This is a genomic window from Sphingobacterium sp. 2149 (assembly GCF_031455655.1).
Lineage (GTDB): Bacteria > Bacteroidota > Bacteroidia > Sphingobacteriales > Sphingobacteriaceae > Sphingobacterium.
The window spans coordinates 135,958-152,789 of the sequence record NZ_JAVDTD010000001.1 but is presented as its reverse complement, the minus strand read 5'-3'; the positions used below and the strand labels follow the sequence as shown (position 1 = coordinate 152,789).

The 16,832-nt window shown below is 39.9% G+C and carries 15 protein-coding genes; 8 read left to right on the top strand and 7 right to left on the bottom strand.

Annotated features, from left to right (window positions below):
* Nucleotides 1–218 precede the first annotated feature (218 nt).
* The 5 genes from J2X77_RS00600 (at nt 219) to J2X77_RS00580 (ending at nt 4,197) form a co-directional block, all read left to right on the top strand.
* Nucleotides 219–389, top strand: a complete 171-nt coding sequence (locus tag J2X77_RS00600) for a hypothetical protein (protein WP_209575582.1) — start codon at nt 219–221, stop codon at nt 387–389.
* 410 nt (nt 390–799) lie between these two features.
* Complete coding sequence (locus J2X77_RS00595; protein ID WP_209575584.1) at nt 800–1,375, top strand: Crp/Fnr family transcriptional regulator; 576 nt, start codon at nt 800–802, stop codon at nt 1,373–1,375.
* A 74-nt stretch (nt 1,376–1,449) separates the two neighbouring features.
* The gene (locus J2X77_RS00590; protein ID WP_209575587.1) at nt 1,450–2,268 is read left to right on the top strand and encodes an alpha/beta hydrolase family protein; all 819 of its coding nucleotides are present in this window, start codon (nt 1,450–1,452) and stop codon (nt 2,266–2,268) included.
* Nucleotides 2,255–3,145 (top strand): DMT family transporter, encoded by an 891-nt coding sequence (locus J2X77_RS00585; RefSeq protein ID WP_209575589.1) that lies wholly within the window; start codon nt 2,255–2,257, stop codon nt 3,143–3,145. The genes J2X77_RS00590 and J2X77_RS00585 overlap by 14 nt, the downstream gene beginning before the upstream one ends.
* A 461-nt stretch (nt 3,146–3,606) precedes the next feature.
* Complete coding sequence (locus J2X77_RS00580) at nt 3,607–4,197, top strand: riboflavin synthase (RefSeq protein ID WP_209575591.1); 591 nt, start codon at nt 3,607–3,609, stop codon at nt 4,195–4,197.
* Between the two features lie 69 nt (nt 4,198–4,266).
* On the opposite strand, the gene J2X77_RS00575 is transcribed toward J2X77_RS00580, so the two are convergent.
* Together J2X77_RS00575 and J2X77_RS00570 are read right to left on the bottom strand one after the other, a co-directional pair.
* Nucleotides 4,267–6,066 (bottom strand): chloride channel protein, encoded by a 1,800-nt coding sequence (locus J2X77_RS00575; RefSeq protein ID WP_209575593.1) that lies wholly within the window; start codon nt 6,064–6,066, stop codon nt 4,267–4,269.
* Nucleotides 6,067–6,072: 6 nt separating this feature from the next.
* Nucleotides 6,073–7,011 carry a hydrogen peroxide-inducible genes activator gene (locus J2X77_RS00570; protein WP_209575595.1) on the bottom strand — a complete coding sequence of 313 codons (939 nt, stop codon included), beginning with the start codon at nt 7,009–7,011 and terminating at the stop codon, nt 6,073–6,075.
* A 226-nt stretch (nt 7,012–7,237) separates the two neighbouring features.
* Between J2X77_RS00570 and J2X77_RS00565 the strand changes: the two genes are divergently transcribed.
* Entirely contained in the window at nt 7,238–9,400 is a 2,163-nt protein-coding gene (locus J2X77_RS00565) for a S46 family peptidase (RefSeq protein ID WP_209575598.1), read from the top strand.
* A gap of 126 nt (nt 9,401–9,526) precedes the next feature.
* Here the strand turns inward: J2X77_RS00565 and J2X77_RS00560 are convergent, their stop codons facing one another.
* Nucleotides 9,527–10,705, bottom strand: coding sequence for a MalY/PatB family protein (locus J2X77_RS00560; protein WP_209575600.1), 1,179 nt, complete (start codon nt 10,703–10,705; stop codon nt 9,527–9,529).
* 182 nt (nt 10,706–10,887) lie between these two features.
* Between J2X77_RS00560 and J2X77_RS00555 the strand changes: the two genes are divergently transcribed.
* Complete coding sequence (locus J2X77_RS00555; protein ID WP_209575602.1) at nt 10,888–11,280, top strand: diacylglycerol kinase family protein; 393 nt, start codon at nt 10,888–10,890, stop codon at nt 11,278–11,280.
* On the opposite strand, the gene J2X77_RS00550 is transcribed toward J2X77_RS00555, so the two are convergent.
* Nucleotides 11,254–11,742 (bottom strand): hypothetical protein, encoded by a 489-nt coding sequence (locus J2X77_RS00550; protein WP_209575604.1) that lies wholly within the window; start codon nt 11,740–11,742, stop codon nt 11,254–11,256. The genes J2X77_RS00555 and J2X77_RS00550 overlap by 27 nt on opposite strands.
* Before the next feature lie 263 nt (nt 11,743–12,005).
* Here J2X77_RS00550 and J2X77_RS00545 point away from each other — a divergent pair, with 263 nt between their 5' ends.
* Nucleotides 12,006–12,194 carry a hypothetical protein gene (locus J2X77_RS00545; RefSeq protein ID WP_209575606.1) on the top strand — a complete coding sequence of 63 codons (189 nt, stop codon included), beginning with the start codon at nt 12,006–12,008 and terminating at the stop codon, nt 12,192–12,194.
* A 94-nt stretch (nt 12,195–12,288) separates the two neighbouring features.
* Here the strand turns inward: J2X77_RS00545 and J2X77_RS00540 are convergent, their stop codons facing one another.
* The 3 genes from J2X77_RS00540 to J2X77_RS00530 form a co-directional block, all read right to left on the bottom strand.
* Nucleotides 12,289–14,022 (bottom strand): thiamine pyrophosphate-dependent enzyme, encoded by a 1,734-nt coding sequence (locus J2X77_RS00540; protein ID WP_209575608.1) that lies wholly within the window; start codon nt 14,020–14,022, stop codon nt 12,289–12,291.
* A gap of 122 nt (nt 14,023–14,144) precedes the next feature.
* Nucleotides 14,145–15,938 (bottom strand): DUF4091 domain-containing protein, encoded by a 1,794-nt coding sequence (locus tag J2X77_RS00535; protein ID WP_209575611.1) that lies wholly within the window; start codon nt 15,936–15,938, stop codon nt 14,145–14,147.
* 110 nt (nt 15,939–16,048) lie between these two features.
* Nucleotides 16,049–16,831 carry a zinc-dependent peptidase gene (locus J2X77_RS00530; protein ID WP_209575612.1) on the bottom strand — a complete coding sequence of 261 codons (783 nt, stop codon included), beginning with the start codon at nt 16,829–16,831 and terminating at the stop codon, nt 16,049–16,051.
* Between the last annotated feature and the right edge of the window lies 1 nt (nt 16,832).

Sequence of the window (16,832 nt, the reverse complement as noted above, 5' to 3'; positions counted from 1 at the left end):
ATTTCCATGGATTTTTTCAAAAAGGCCAATTTAATAATCTTGTTATGCGCGCTAATTATGATAACCGATGAAAATTTTTGCATTATTTATTTTGACCATTTTGAACCTGCCTAATCTTGCCCCAAGATAAATCAGTGGACACTGATTTAGCCTATCCAGATTTAATTCCAGTACTCATCGGTAACAGCCTATACGGTTACTGTGACAAAGTCCTAAATATGAAGACAAAAGCAGTTTTTGAAAAAGCTGACCTATTCGAAGCTGATTACAACTTCCAGCTTTTCCATGTTAACAGTCTAGATATCATTAAATTTGGAACAAAAGACTACGCATGGGTACAATTCAACGGCGAACGATACCGCGTTGACAAATCAGGCACAAGGGTATAAGTACAACACTGCCGATTAAAAGGGGTAAAACAACAGTTTATCTGTACAAAATTCAACGGTTTATTATAGCAACAGCATAGATCAAAACGCGCTCTTGCAAGAAATCGAAGATAGCAATACCGGAAAAACAATCTTTCCGGAGGAGCACTACTCTGCAAGAGTTTCGCGAAAAAAATAAGGGCTTGATTGAAGAAGGTACTAAATTGGTTTTTCGCCCCAGCAGAAAAAAACACCTTGTACAGATTTCACCAATGAACAAACGCTCTTGAAGGCAATATCCTCTTTTTATCGGCTACCGTAACGACTTAGATAAAGAAATATACAATCCACTAAAAAGTGTTATTCATGCGATCATTTCATTAACTTTGTCCATTGGCTTAACAGGCATTAAAAACTAACAGCCGCTCCTGATGATAGAAAAACTCCTCTTCGAAATGAATAGCTATGCGGCGCTTAGCCCGGCCACAACAGAAGTTTTGAAAACGATCTTTCATGTAAAACAGTTCAAAAAAAACGAACTCATCCTACGCGCTGGAGAATATGCGAAATACTATTACTTCGTCTGCAAGGGACTATTAGGCTATTATAGACCGGATGCTGACGGCAATATCGTCTACAAATTATTTTTCGAGGAAAACAGCTTTTGTGCTTCTACTGCTGCAATCATCGAAGAAAAACCAAGTAAATTCAGTATCGTTGCACTCGAAGATGTCCAATTGATCCAGTATTCCGCTAAAGTGTTTCGCGAACTTATAGCAACCCGCCATGATTTAGCACTTTTTCAGATTGCTTATCTCGAAAAGAATTGGGTCGTAAAAAAAGAACCACTTGAAATTGAACTCAAATGGAAATCTGCCAAAGAGCGGTATATAGAGCTTTATAAAAATCAATCGCTTTTTAAAAGACTGAAACAACACCATATAGCGTCTTATCTAGGAGTAACGCCAACACAGCTGAGCCGAATCCGTAAAGAATTAAAATCATAATTCCATCAACATTTGTACATGTTTTCTACATTTAAACTTTAGAATTTTGTCCTATAAAGATAAATTATTAGGACATGAAAATAATATGCACACTCCTACTCTCTGCTCTTATCCTACCGCTAACAGCTCAACAGATAATCAGAACAAAAGTCCATAGTGAAAAGATGGACAAAAATATAGAGACCATTATCGTTACACCCGACATCCAACATGGAGTTCAATATAAAACGGTCTATATTCTTCATGGTTATAGTGGCAATCCAGACCGCACTTTGCAGGACGATATTCCCGACTTACTTCAAAAAGCAAAAACATTTCAAACTATTTATGTCCTGCCCAATGGAAATTTCAATTCCTGGTACGTCGATAGCCCCATAAATCCTCATTCACAATACAGCTCTTTTATCGGTGCCGAACTCGTCAACTACATCGACCAGCACTACCCTACCTTACCGTATAAAAGTGCTCGAGGGATACTCGGCTGGAGCATGGGTGGTTATGGAGCACTACACATCGGTATAGCTTATCCGCACACCTTTTCAATTGTCGGAAGCTCCTGCGGTGCCATAGATTTCGATCGCTTCGGAAAAGGATATCAAGGCTATCAGGTAGACCAAGTACTGGGAGATTTAAAAGCTCTAAACGACAGCGAACGGATTTACAGCAATGAAGATAGGATGATGCAAAATGAGCAGCACTATATTATCGATTGTGGAACCGAAGACCAACAAATCCTGGTAATGAACAGAACATTTCATAAGCATCTGACCAGCAAAAATATCGAGCACTTATATATGGAATCAAAAGGAGGACATGATACAGCCTACTGGAGCAAATCATTATCACAGCAATTGGCTTTATTTCAAAACTATTTTCAAAATGAAGGACTATAAATCAACACTCTATGTCGCTGCTGGTGCTTGCAGTTACGGACTTCTTGCAACAATTGTAAAATATGCCAATCATTTAGGTATACATACCAGCTTGTTGACCTTTTTGCAATTTATGTTCGGATTTCTCGTTTTGCTGGCATTGAATCTTTTATCAAAACGCAACGTAGAAGAATATAGCGTCATCAAATTCTCATCGAAAATTAAATTGATGATCTGGGGCATTTCTCTAGGGCTGACCACAACACTTTATTATCTATCCATTCAATACGTTCCAGTATCCATTGGGATTATTCTACTGATGCAGTCTATTTGGATTAGTTTAGTTGCAGAAGCATTGCTTCTAAAAAAATTCCCATCACGTGGAAAAATAATAGGTGTTATTATTGTCCTAGTCGGAACTGCCTTTGCTACTAATATATTGCAAAATGATATTGCCCTTAACTACAAAGGAATACTATTAGGTTTCGGAGCCGGGATAAGTTATGCACTAGCGATTTATGCGTCAAGTTCTATAGAGAAGCAATTACCAAGTCTAGTGCGCAGCCAATTCCTAGTTCTCGGCGGACTATTACTCATCGTGGTATTTTGGAATATTGATATCGTCCGGTATATGCAAATTGAAGCATTACCCTGGGGACTGCTTATTGCGATTTTTGGCACCATCCTTCCGCCTTTATTATTTACAAAAGGCATACCTCAAACTGGAATAGCAATGGGTAATATAATTTCAAGCCTAGAGATTCCTATTTCAACACTCTCTGCCATGTTTGTTTTGCAGGAAGTCGTAACGGGATTTCAGTGGTTTGGCATACTGCTTATTTTAACGGCTGTAATCATCATCAATCTACGTAATCAGCACGAGCTAACCAGCGCGTAAATTTGTTATATCCCCATACTTTTATTCAATAAACCTTCACGAATACTTGCTATGCCTGATCCGCACAAAGTGTCGATATAACAAAGAAAGCAAAAACGTACATTCAAAATGTGGTGGAATAACTATGAAAAATAGGTGCTAAAAAAAAAGCTTAGCATTGGTCGGGCGACCTGCTAAGCTTTTATAAATACCTCTTTGTAGAGGCAATCAACCTAAACCTATCACAAAGATAATGGTTCAAATGATATAAACAAAAATTTTGTTATATTTTTTTTCAACTCCCATAAATTTGCTTTAGGACAGCCTTCACAAAAGGATTAGTAAGTGTAAAATGTACACTACAATCTTTTCACATTTTTTTAATGCTATACTCATGAACTTTACTGCCCATTTTTGTAGGAGCTAAACATAGATGATTCATTTAATTATTTAGTAACTTTGAATCAATCAAAAAAAGCATCATGTTTACTGGAATTATAGAAACGCTAGGAAAAATAGAAAATATCGAACAGGACAAAAGCAATCTTCATTTTTATGTCAGTTCCGCTATTTCCAATGAACTTAAAATAGACCAAAGTCTGAGCCACAATGGGGTATGCCTTACCGTGGTGGGATTGAACAACAATCTTCATCAGGTAACGGCAATTGACGAAACGCTGCAAAAGACAAATTTGGCACAATTAAAGGTGGGAGACTTGATTAACCTAGAGCGCTGTACCTTGGCTGGTGGCAGATTTGATGGACATATCGTACAAGGGCACGTTGATCAGGTTGCCTGTTGCATAGCCAAGCGAGACGAAAATGGTAGTTATGTTTTTACCTTTCAATACGATATCTCTAAACAAAATATTACCGTAGAAAAGGGATCCATTACTGTAAATGGTATCAGCTTGACAGTCGTAGATTCAAGAGACGATCAATTTTCCGTCGCGATCATTCCCTATACACTCGAACATACCAACTTGCAACATGTGGAAGTAGGTAGCACAGTCAATCTCGAGTTTGATATCATCGGGAAATATGTCAGCAAGATCATGGCTTTGCGTGGTTAAGAAATTCTTAAAGCTTCCTCGGGTCTAAATCTACCCGAGAAAGCTTATACCGAAGATGACGTGTTCTAGCTATTCCAAATAATGTCCCTGACGTATCAGTAATGCGCGGTACTTATTAAATACACTCGATTTGGAGACGAAGCCCATATATTTGTTTTCGGCCCCTAAAACAGGAAGTATCCAGGTATCATCCTTATTCATTTTGGCCATCACAATTTCCATATTTTCATTGATTCCTACTGTATCATTTGGCTTCTGAGCTAATTTTTCAAAGGTCGTATCTCCCCCCTCTACTTCGCCCAATAACGCTGAAAATAGAAACTCGCTATAAAGAAGCCCAATAAATTTGCCCTCGTAATCGACCACCGGAAAGATATTACGCTTACTATGGATAATGTCCGTTTGCCTACTTTTAGGTGTTTCATCAGGACGCAGGATGACAAAATTAGTTTCCAATACATATTTTATTCGCATCATACTTAGTACCGATCGATCCTTATCCTCATATGAAATCAGATCCCCAGATTCCGCCAATACTTTAGTATAAATGGAGTGTTTCAATACGGTCCGATTGATCAAATAAGAAATTGAACATACCAACATCAACGGGACCATTAATGTGTAACCTCCGGTCACCTCTGCAATCAAAAATATACCGGTTAACGGAGCATGCATAATGCCACTCAAAGCACCAGCCATTCCCGCTACCACAAAATTTGGCACATTTAACTCGGCAATTCCAGTCAAGTTTATACCGTATGAAAACGCAAAGCCCAACAGGCCTCCCATTACCAAACTTGGGCCAAAAACGCCCCCGTTGCCTCCCCCATTCAATGTAAACAATGCAGCAAAGGATTTTCCAAATAACGTCAATATCGTATAACCAAAGACTACTAAGCCAATGTCCTTATAATTCGAAAACAAGCTGTTTTTAACAATCGAGTTAAACTGCCCGTTGAGAATTTGCTGTATGGTAATGTATCCCTCACCGTACAATGCGGGAAATATAAAAATCATCAGACCTAAGGAAATACCACTCACCCAAACTTTGTTATAGGGATTCTTAATGTTTGCAAACCATTTTCCAACAGTTCTGGAAACACGCGCAAAATAAATAGTATAAAGACCAATAAGTACCGCCAGCAGCAAATAAAATAGTAACGCCGAAACCTGCCAATCGGAATTAAACGTACTAAATAGAGGTTCATTGTACAAGACTCGCGACACTACTGAAGCCAGGGCCGAGGAAATTAATAAAGGAATAAACACAGGAATAGAAAATTCAGGCAGTAAAATCTCAATCGCAAAAATCATTCCCGCCAAAGGGCTGTTGAACGCCCCTGAAATTCCCGCTGCGGCTCCGCAAGCCAATAACATGGTGACTTCCTTATACTGTAAACCAAAAAAGCGGGCTATATTAGAACCAATAGAAGACCCACCCAAAGCAACTGGAGCCTCCAAACCACAAGATCCACCAAAACCCACAGTAATGGCAGAGGTGACTACCTGAGAATAAATATTACTCGGGTCTAACCGGCTTCCCTTGCGACTAATGGCATAGATGATCGGTGTAATACCGTGCTCCATCTTCTTCCCTTTTAAAAACTTGCGGACAAAAAATACACTAAGCAAGATCCCGATCAATGGAAAAATCAAATAGACTGAGTACTTTACCTTCCAATCAATATCATCTTGTATAGTTGCCGCAATAAAATGAGTCAGCCTCTTCAGCACAGACGCCATGATACCGCCAACAATTCCCACCAAAAATGCCAATAGAATGATAAAATTTCTGTTCGAAACTTTTTTCATCCGCCATTGGTTAATTTGGTCTATCTTTCTAAAAAAACGTCCTTTGAGGTTTCCCATATCATCTTATTGAAAGCTCAACACTTCCTTCTTCTTTTTTGTTTTAAATTTATCAGGCACTACGGCTAGTATTTCTTTTTCTAAGGCCTGGATTGCATGTCTTTTGACATAATTTTGGGTCGTTACCAAGGATATTTCCCGTACCGGTTCTGGCGATTTGAAATAACGGATCCGATCCAATTGTTCATCAGAATAATCCCAAATCGATAATTCTGGCAATATCGTGATTCCGTCGTTGACATCCACCATGCGCTTTAACGTCTCTACACTACCCGTATTGTACTCGAATCTTCCTGTAAGATCTTGATTGTGCTTGTGGTGACAAATATTAAGTACTTGACCGCGCATGCAATGGCCTTCATTAAGTAACCAAAGCTTATCGTCAGCAATATCATCACCACTAAGTATTTTCTTTGAAAATAGGGAACTATTGGTCGAAATATAAGCAACAAAGTTTTCATAAAACAAAGGCGATTCCAATATCCCAGGGTCATTTAACGGAGTTGACAACACACCACAATCCAAAAGTCCGACTTTCAATTCATGGACAATTCGTTCTGTCGTATATTCCCATATCTGCAATTGTAGTTTCGGATACTTCTCCATAAATGTGGCCAACACATTGGGAAGTAAATAAGGGGCAATTGTTGGAATGACACCGACCTTTAAGGTGCCTTCAATTTCTCCTTTTTTATCTTGAACAATTTCATTGATCTTCCGGCTTTCTGTTAAGACTAGTCGAGCCTGAAGAATAATTTTCTCGCCGATTTCTGTTGGAATAACAGGCTGTCGACTGCGATCAAAGATTTTCGCTCCTAAAGACTCTTCAAGTTTTTGAATTTGCATGCTCAATGTTGGCTGCGTGACAAAACATTTTTCGGCAGCTGCAACAAAACTTCGGTAGGTATCAACAGCTACAATATATTCCAATTGGATTAAGGTCATCTTACTATCTTTAAAGCACAAAACTACGAATCCTGTCGTAAACCATAGTCAAATCCTTTATAATTAAACTCAGCATAAGTATTTGGCTCGTACATTATACAATAAATACCTTGCCAAAAAAGCCCTATATATCCACTATTGTTACATTTGTTCGCATAAAAAATCGATTTCATCAAAATGCTTTTCTTAAATTTGGAGATTTACAACAGTTGATAGTTAAAATCCTATGAAGTTTATAAATCATACGACAATTGCGCTAGCTTTATTCTTAACCGTGGCAAATAGCTCTTATACCAAGGCGAATCCGGACGAGGGAATGTTTCCATTAAGTGAATTAAATAGGGCTGGGTTGAAGAAAGCTGGACTAAAGATCAGTGAGAAAGACATTTACAACCCTGGCCAGATCGGTCTGGTAGATGCCCTTGTTCAAGTCAGCGGATGTACAGGATCGTTTGTCTCCAATCGTGGACTGATCATAACCAATCACCACTGTGCCTTTTCGGCTGTGCAGCTTGCCAGTACAGCAATAAACAATTACCTGAAAAATGGTTTTGTCGCGCAAAACCAAGAACAAGAGATTGAAGCTAAAGGATTAAAAATCAGAATCACCGATTCTTACGAAGATGTTTCAGCCAAAATATTGAATGCTGTGGCCAATATCAGCGATCCTGTAGAACGCATCAATACCATAAAACGTAAACAACAGGAACTAGTTAAACAAGCTGAAAAAGAGGATCCAACCATTAAAGCCGAAGTGTCGGAAATGTTTATCGGAAAAAGTTATGTGTTGTTTCGCTATAAAACGATCGAGGATGTTCGTCTAGTTTATATTCCCCGTCAAAATATCGGCGAATTTGGTGGAGAAACAGACAACTGGGTATGGCCTCGCCACACTGGAGATTACTCTTTTTTGAGGGCATACGTAGACAAAAACGGAAAATCTGCTCCTTATTCAAAAGATAACGTTCCCTACCAGCCCAAAAAACACCTTAAGATCAATCCAAATGGCGTACGGGAAAATGATTTTACTTTTATACTCGGCTATCCCGGAAAAACATTCCGCCACCGCCCAGCGCAATATATCCGATATCAACAAGAATATCTTTTACCTTACGTATCCAATCTATACGACTTCCAAAATAGACAAATGGAAGAAGCTGGAAAAGACAATACTGATATTGCATTATCCTTAGCCACTCGTATAAAACGCAATGCCAATGTATTAAAGAACTATCGTGGCAAACTCAAGGGTTTAAAAGGTATCAACCTGCTTTCGACAAAAAAACAGGAAGACGAAGCATTGGCGGAATTTATTCTAAGTAAGCCCGAACTTAAAAATAAATATGGAAACCTCCTTGCTGAAATTGACGCTTATTACCAGCTGAGTGATCAAGATGCGCTAAAGGAGCTTTGGATCAACAACATTTACAACAGCACGAGCCTATTGAAAGTCGCTCGCGATATCAACATGTTGAAAGCCTTCTTGGCCAAGGAGAGGTCACCCCAATCGGCCAAACAATTGTTCGATCTCAATATCGAAAAATTAAAAACGGCTCTCAACGAAACTTACGAAAGTTATAATAAACAGGCCGATAGGCGGATTTTCGCTAAAATGTTGGAAGATGCCGTTGCCTTTCAGGGCAAAAATCAACTTGCCTCTATTCAGAAATTGCAAGTCAACAATGAAAAAGCGCAGCAGTTTGCGACTGAAATCATTCAGAATAGCAAACTTGGCGATCAACAATATGTACTGAATACCGTCTTGGCCAATGCCGATGCGCTTCTAAAATTTAACGACGAATTATTGGATTTCCAGGATAAGCTACATAACGATATCTTCGAGTACGCGGCTGAGCAGAAAAGACGCGAAGGAGTACTCAACAAATTAATGGGCGATTATGTCGCTGTTAAGGAAATCTTTCAGGCCAAAAACTTTATTCCGGATGCAAACTCTACCTTACGCTTGACTTATGGTCACATCAAAGGTTATTCTCCTGCTGACGCAACCTATATGAAACCGTTCACCACGATCGAAGGAATCATTCAAAAAGGAAACCTGGGCTTACCTGAGTTTGAATATCCACAAGAAATCAAAACAGCTTATCTCAACAAAAATTTTGGACCTTACCTGCAAAAAGATCTCGGATCTGTCCCTGTGAATATTTTATATGATATGGATACGACCGGAGGAAATTCAGGATCTCCAATTATGAATGCCAATGGCGAATTGATCGGCGTAAATTTTGATCGTGCCTATGACGCAACAATCAATGATTTCGCCTGGAACGAAAGCTATAGTAGATCCATCGGCGTAGACATACGTTATGTCCTTTGGGTTGCCGATAAAATTGATAATGCACAGTTCATTCTGAAAGAAATGGGTATTTAATATGCACTGAAACAAGTCTCAAAAAAACCGCTGCATCGTCTAATGTAGCGGTTTTTTTGTTCGTCCCGACACGATGATGTCAACACCCGCGCGAATAGCTTACTTTCGTGTCGGGATGACTATCCACTATTGCCCAGCTTGCAGTAACGGTAAAAAAACTGTTTTTAACCGCAATAAGCCGCTGGTTAAAACATCCCTTGAACAGGCAATATTTAGCCGGATAAAGGTGTCGCTCCCTTTTCCGTACATTGCTCCTACGTTAACCTGAACATGCACTTCTTCCAATAACAGCTGTCCCAATTTTCGACTTGAAACGCCCAGAGCACTACAATCTAACCATACAAGATAGGTGCCTTCCAAAGGAAGTACATGCAAAGCCGAAAGATGCTCAGTCATAAAATCTTTTAAATACAAATAATTGGCGTGAATATAATCTAACGCCTGATCCAACCACTCCCCACCCGATTCATATGCGGCGATCAAACCTGTTATGGCGAAGGGGCTTACACTACTAATCTCATTCGCAAGAAAAGCGAGCTGGACCTTCTTCTTGAGCTCAGGATCTGCTGCAACGACCGTAGCAACCTGTAAGCCTGCCAAGTTAAAGGTTTTGCTCGGCGCAATGCAGGTAATTGAATTTGCCAAAAAGGAAGCGCTGATACTTCCAAATGGAATATGCGTATAGCCATCAAATACCAAATCACAATGAATTTCGTCTGAAATAACTAAAACATGATGCCGCAAGCAGATATCTCCTAAACGTTCTAATTCCGCTCGAGTCCAAACCCGTCCTGCGGGATTATGGGGGCTGCAAAAGATAAATACCTTAACTCTCGGGTCGCTTGCCTTAAATTCAAAATCCTCAAAGTCGATGCTATACTGCCCATCGTGATACTTTAAGTCATTGGATACAACCTCCGCCCCATTACGTTCAATAACGGAAAAAAAACAATGATAGACAGGTTCCTGAACCAGAATCTTGTCACCAGGAGCGGTAAATGCTTTAACTAAAGCCGAAAGTGCCGGTACAACACCAATAACAGGGAGCAGCCATTCCTGCTGAAGGGCAAATTTATGCCGTTGAAAAGACCAGTTCATAATCGCCCTGTAAAACGCAAAAGGGACAGAAGCATAACCATATATGGCATGCTGAACCCGTTCTGACAGTGCATTTACGATAGGTTGTGCTGCATGAAAATCCATATCTGCCACCCAAAGCGGAATCAAATCTTCATAGTTCTGCTGATTCCATTTGACTGAATCGGTACCACGACGAACAATTGTTTTGTCAAAATTATAGATCATACAGCAATTTAATGAAAATTAGGAGGCATTCGAAAGAAAAGGAGGACAAAGTAGACTTAGATTTAAAACACGAGATAAAATGAATAGTATAACAGGGTTAGCTTGGTGTAAAAAAAGACTAAAAATCGTGCATCCTAGACCCTCATAAAGCATTATCTTTATATCAAATAGAAATGACAACAATGGCAAAAGATAGCTTTTCATTTAGTGCAAGATTAAAGAGTTTTCGCTATGCTTTCAACGGAATAAAGACTGCTTGGCAGGAGGAACACAATTTCAGGGTGCACAGCGTAGCGGCTGTTATCGCCTTAATTCTCTCCATTATACTTAACATCAGTGTAAACGAATGGATCGCCGTGCTATTTTCCATTGGCTTCGTGTTCGTCTGTGAGCTATTAAACACCGCGGTGGAAAATATAGCAGACTTTACCTGTAACGAGGAAAACCCAACCATAAAAAAGATTAAAGATGTAGCCGCAGCTGCTGTGATGATAAGCAGCATCACAGCATTACTAGTCGGCCTACTAATTTTTATCCCAAAGCTAATCTCATTTATCTCCAGATACATTTCTTAGCGGGAATTTTTCATCAAATGCTAGCTTGTTTATATCAACAAAAGACATTTTTCCAGCTTTTTCCTCCATTGCGCCATAACCTTCCAGCGCATGCTCCTTGGAGAGTTTAAACGCTACCTGTCGGACAGATTCCTGTCCCTCAGAAGAAAAGGTATAATCAGCCAGTAATAGATCGCCTTTTAATTCCCCTTCAATATGTCCCGTGTTACGGTCTTTTTCCTTCCAGGCATAGCTTAAATCACCATTTACCTTCTCCCCGTCGATAACGACTGCCAATGAAATTGTATCGCCATTTTTAAGGTATTGATAAGTACTCTTTCCGGTAGAAGGTATCGAACCTTCCAATGGTCGAGCATCATACACAGTAGTATCCCGCTTCGTTGAAGACTCCTGGTTTTTCTTTTCTTGGTGGCAAGCAGTGCTACACAGCAATAGTATAAATCCAAAATTGATTATTCTCATATTGTATTTTTTATCTACACTATAAAAAGCAATTCAAAATAAATTTTGTTTTAAATAACTAACATTTAGAATTTTAAAATTCACAAAACAAAAAAATGTAAAAATTGTTTATCTATTAAATAAAATAGGCTATCAATGTTACCGATAAGCTATTAAAAATAAACAATTTAGTAACAATAAAATTATCGAAGGCTTATTGTAAAGCTAATTTTTATTAGTAAATTGTACGTGATAAAATTCAGGAATTCTTAACCAATATTAGTATGAAAGATGTAAGCTTTAAGAAATTTGATAGTGGATGTAATTCACTCACAAAATTGTCGATTGAAACAGACTTAGCTATTATTGTTAATGAGCAAGTTGGAATTTCTCCAGAATCGAAAATTGAAAAACTCAGACGCTGTAAGGAAGAGTTACTGAAAAGCCTATGGTTTGTTCAACGTCAATATTAAGATAATATTTCTTCCAAATTCTACTTTAACACAATGCCCTCGAAGCTGATTTTCGAGGGCATTGTGTGTTTCTTGACCAGTTTCTCAGCAATAACTAAAGCGACTTTAAATGCTTATAATTCGACTTAATGGTATCCCATACTTCTTCAAAATTACCCGATAACATCAACTTAGCCATGCTTTCTGTCATGCCTTTCATTTGGCTAAATGATATTTTTGGGGGCATGGCAAGCGCATTCGGATTGGTATAAATATCCAGCAAAACGGGCTCATCGGTGATGTTGAGTGCTTCGTTAAGTACCCTATCCACATCTTCGGGCTGCGTTACTGTAAATGCGCGGATACCCATCGCCTGCGCAATCAGAGCAAAGTCGGGGTTCACCATATTGGTTTCCTGATCTTTCAAACCTGCCACCTGCATTTCCAACTTGACCATACCAAGTGAGCGGTTGTTGAAAACAACGATTTTAATAGGTAAGTTATATTGCTTTATTGTTGCAAGATCCCCCAGTAACATAGACAATCCCCCATCACCGCAAAACGCAATAATTTGGCGTTCGGGATGTGTCAATGCTGCTCCAATAGCCATCGGCATGGCATTTGCCATAGAACCATGATTGAAGGAACCCAACATAATACGGTCCTTGCGCTGGTTAATATAACGCGCTCCCCAAACACAGCACATTCCTGTATCCAGCAAAAAAACAGCATCATCACTGGCCTTCTGATCAATTGCATGGGCAACAAATTCAGGTTGAATAGCACATTCGCTACCCCGATCGTCTACGTAAGTCATTAAATCTTCCTTCACCTTCGCGTACGACTCCAACTGCTTATCTAGAAATTCCGTATCGGATCGCGCCTCTATAAAGGGCAATACAGCTTTTAAGGTATGTTCGATATCTCCTACCAGCCCATAATCTACTATAGATCGACGTCCTAGCTTTTCACCTTCAATGTCAATCTGAATAATGGTTTTATTCGTAGGTATAAAATCCTTATAAGGAAAGTCGGTCCCTAGAAGTAAAATAAGATCCGATTGATGCATACTTTGAAAAGCCGAAGCCATACCTAACAGTCCGGTCATACCAATTTCGTTGGGGTTATCGCGCTGAATATCCAGCTTTGCTTTAAAAGAATAGCCAACTGGCGCTTGGATCTTTTGCGATAATTCAACAATCTGCTTTTGTGCTTTTTTTGCACCTACACCGCAAAATAAAGTCACTTTTTCGGCCTGATTGATATACTGTGCAAGACGACCGATTTCCATGTCCGAAGGTCTCACCTGAGGCTCAGTAAAAAATACTTTCGACGATGTATTCATATCGACCGCCTCCATTTCAGAGACGTCCCCAGGAAGCCCGATAACAGCAACATCCCGTTTAGATATGGCTTGTTGAAGCGCATTCTGAACCATGCGCTGCACCTGCTCAGGCCGGGTGATCATTTGATTGTAGCAAGAACAATCATCAAACAATTTGATTGGATTGGTTTCTTGAAAATAATCTGTTCCAAACTCGTATGTAGCACACGTCGACGCAATCACAAGCATCGGTACACGCGTTTTGTGGGCTTCATACACACCATTGATCAGATGCACATGCCCCGGTCCACTGCTACCGGCACAACAGGCAATCCCATGTAAATCTGCTTCTGCTGTTGCGGCAAATGCTCCAGCTTCTTCATGTCTTACATGTATCCATTGCATCGTTCCATCGGCGTGGACCGCTTCGTTGAAAAAATTTAAACTATCGCCCGTTACGGCATAAATACGCTTAATTCCCGCATTCTTTAAAAGGTCAACAATCTGATGTGCTACATTTTTCATACGCATAATATAATTTTAGAATGTAATCAAGCGATTTGTGCTGTTTAGCCAACCGCTACATGTTAACAACAATATTATAGGGGTAATGGTTTGCCAATTTCCTCGGGCACAACCCATATTGGCTATTTGCCGCTCGGTCTGATTTCTTGGGACAGTTCATTCACAAAATTCTTTGCGTCATTGAGGTCTTTATTCCAGTCTGCATAGCGTTTCGCTGTATTGAGTTTTGCAATTTTCGCATTCAGTTTCGTTAAATTAAGTTGATCATTTGATTCCTCCAACATTTTGATTAACATGTTCACTTTTGTGTAGTCTTGTATTCCCTCTAGCATGCGCTCATAGCGGATCGAACTTCTTCCCTGTGGATAGACAATATAGGTATCTCCTGCTGGCCACGTGCGAAACCTAGAATCACGCAGAGGATCTAGCACCCATGAATTAAAAGCCCAGCGCAACGCGCCATCGAAGCCAGCTGCTAGGGCATACCAAGCCATATAAGTAGATTCTGCGGGGTCGGAGAACGTAAATTGATTTGGAAATTCGTCAGAACAACACACATAGAATGTCGTTACATATCCCTTCTTTCTTCTGGCAATGAGATCTTGCTGATCAAAAGGATCGCCAGCAGCAACGCTGATATCGATACTTTTGGGATAACGCTGGTAACTTTTGTGGTTATCTGCAAACGCGATGTTAAATTCAGGAGTGACCTTCTCCAACAAGGCGACGGCAGCATCCATTTCCTCACGGCTCCGTTCATCCATGGCAATATTGGTTATCTTCAACCAGCCTCTCACACGCAGATGTTTACTGAAATCTTTTAAGAAAGACGACCATAATGCTTCGAATATCGCTGTTCCTGGCTTTGCTGTAACATTGACCAATTGGTTTTTTCCTTCGTCAAAATAATGAACCTCATTATTCCATGGCAATAAAGAGTAACAGTTGATCTCCTTACTGATCCCCAGCCCCATCATAAAGGTGACCCAACGGTCGAATACCGAATAGTCGTAAGACCAAGATCCATCCTTACCCTTTTTCCAGATGATCATATCGGCGTAGGGATCATAGGTTTGTACATTCCAGGGATCTTTGTTGAGCGTAGCTGTAATGACCTTCTGCCCTGCTGCCGCCAACTGCATCATCGTCGGTTTCAAAGTCTCAAAATGTGCATCGCTCCACATCTTCACCTTGTTCACGCGAGCAACTGCCGAAGGATGTTGCCACTGATCCAGATGGTAACTCCACTGAGACGCGGGAGGCAGCACATGGTTTTGAACGATAACTGTCAGCTGCAGCTGCTCTTTCACGATACCATTTTGATGAATCGAGAGTGTTGTATGATAATTTCCCCCCGTTACATCATTGGGCACTTTGACAGTAACCCAGACAGGACGAACTTTTTTTGCTTCGAGATCGTAACTTTTGAGGTTATCCAACATATCTGCAGAAAGCGAAGCCTTAAAATCCGCTGGTTTACGGTACCCACATCCACTCGCAAATTCGTCTGTCATGACATACCGCACAAAGCGCGTCTGTACCACATCGCCAGGAATCGATTTACTAGTGGTGGACTTTAAATCATCTGCAGAAACAGTTACATGAGGTGCAGCAGCTGAAGTCCATAGAATAAACTGAGCTGACACCTGCTCGCCTTTCCAGGCGTATACCGTTGCTGCGCGTTGGGCAGTCAAATTGGGATTTAGGGATTTGGGATAACGTTTATCAATAGATACAAAGGAAGCGTGTAATCCCTCTTCAACATTTGACCAATCGGATAATGTATCTTTTGTTGGGTCGGCCATTTCCGTAAAGGGTGGCGCTGGAGTGAAACGCTGCTGGGCCAGCCCCTGATGATTACTACAGAGGAGGATGCAAACTAGGGTAATCGTAGAGTAAAGTGTAGTTTTAGGCATAACAGTTATAGTTAATAAAGAGAGTTAACAAAACTTTAGCGAAGCTCCCAAAATAATGAACAATTCATCGAATAGTCCTTTCTTACACCTAAAATTTCAATTATCAATTATTAGGTTTGTTCAAAAATTTCCGAAAGCGCCGCATAAAGCTCCGGATGATGCTGTTTAAATTTTTCTGGATTTTCAAAGAAATATTCCGATGCAACAGCAAAAAACTCTGCCGGATTTGTCATTCCATACACATCAATATCCGATTTATTGGCTTTTATATTTTCAATTTCTGTTCGTATTAAGTTCATAAAAGGGAGTACCGAAGCTTTATCCATTAATTGTGTTGGAATACCATCCACTGTACCATCGGTTTTATCGAGGAGATGAACAAATTCGTGAATGGCGGTATTCTGTCCATCATTTGGATTTCTAAATCCATACTCCAAAGCAGACTTGGACAAAATCATCTGTCCGTTCATGGCGCCTTCCCCGACCATACCCATAATATGGCGATCGGCATGCCCTTCAAATTCATAAGCCGTATTGAACTGTGAAGGGTAAACCATAATATTCGTTAGGTTGGGATAAGTCCATTTTTTAAAGGAAAATATAGGTATAATCGCACTTGCAGCAATCATCATATAATCTTTCAGTTCAATCTCTACCCCCACACCTTCCACTTTGACGGTATCCAAAAAATTTAAACAGCGCGCTTCAAATTCCGCTCGGTCAGCAGTGGACAATTTGCGGTAGTAGGCGACTTCTCTTTCGAGAATTTCCTTACCTTCGTCACTCAATACACGTTTGATGGCTTTGCTATTTTTGGCCGTACGATTTAGCAGATAATATACGACATAAATCGTTACCGGTATAAGCAGTACAATGAACAGTTTTTCTAACATA

Coding starts and splice junctions, on each gene's coding strand:
- J2X77_RS00600 (WP_209575582.1), top strand. CDS start 219: ATGAAGACAAAAGCAGTTTTTGAAAAAGCTGACCTATTCGAAGCTGAT.
- J2X77_RS00595 (WP_209575584.1), top strand. CDS start 800: ATGATAGAAAAACTCCTCTTCGAAATGAATAGCTATGCGGCGCTTAGC.
- J2X77_RS00590 (WP_209575587.1), top strand. CDS start 1,450: ATGAAAATAATATGCACACTCCTACTCTCTGCTCTTATCCTACCGCTA.
- J2X77_RS00585 (WP_209575589.1), top strand. CDS start 2,255: ATGAAGGACTATAAATCAACACTCTATGTCGCTGCTGGTGCTTGCAGT.
- J2X77_RS00580 (WP_209575591.1), top strand. CDS start 3,607: ATGTTTACTGGAATTATAGAAACGCTAGGAAAAATAGAAAATATCGAA.
- J2X77_RS00575 (WP_209575593.1), bottom strand. CDS start 6,066: ATGGGAAACCTCAAAGGACGTTTTTTTAGAAAGATAGACCAAATTAAC.
- J2X77_RS00570 (WP_209575595.1), bottom strand. CDS start 7,011: ATGACCTTAATCCAATTGGAATATATTGTAGCTGTTGATACCTACCGA.
- J2X77_RS00565 (WP_209575598.1), top strand. CDS start 7,238: ATGAAGTTTATAAATCATACGACAATTGCGCTAGCTTTATTCTTAACC.
- J2X77_RS00560 (WP_209575600.1), bottom strand. CDS start 10,705: ATGATCTATAATTTTGACAAAACAATTGTTCGTCGTGGTACCGATTCA.
- J2X77_RS00555 (WP_209575602.1), top strand. CDS start 10,888: ATGGCAAAAGATAGCTTTTCATTTAGTGCAAGATTAAAGAGTTTTCGC.
- J2X77_RS00550 (WP_209575604.1), bottom strand. CDS start 11,742: ATGAGAATAATCAATTTTGGATTTATACTATTGCTGTGTAGCACTGCT.
- J2X77_RS00545 (WP_209575606.1), top strand. CDS start 12,006: ATGAAAGATGTAAGCTTTAAGAAATTTGATAGTGGATGTAATTCACTC.
- J2X77_RS00540 (WP_209575608.1), bottom strand. CDS start 14,022: ATGAAAAATGTAGCACATCAGATTGTTGACCTTTTAAAGAATGCGGGA.
- J2X77_RS00535 (WP_209575611.1), bottom strand. CDS start 15,938: ATGCCTAAAACTACACTTTACTCTACGATTACCCTAGTTTGCATCCTC.
- J2X77_RS00530 (WP_209575612.1), bottom strand. CDS start 16,831: ATGTTAGAAAAACTGTTCATTGTACTGCTTATACCGGTAACGATTTAT.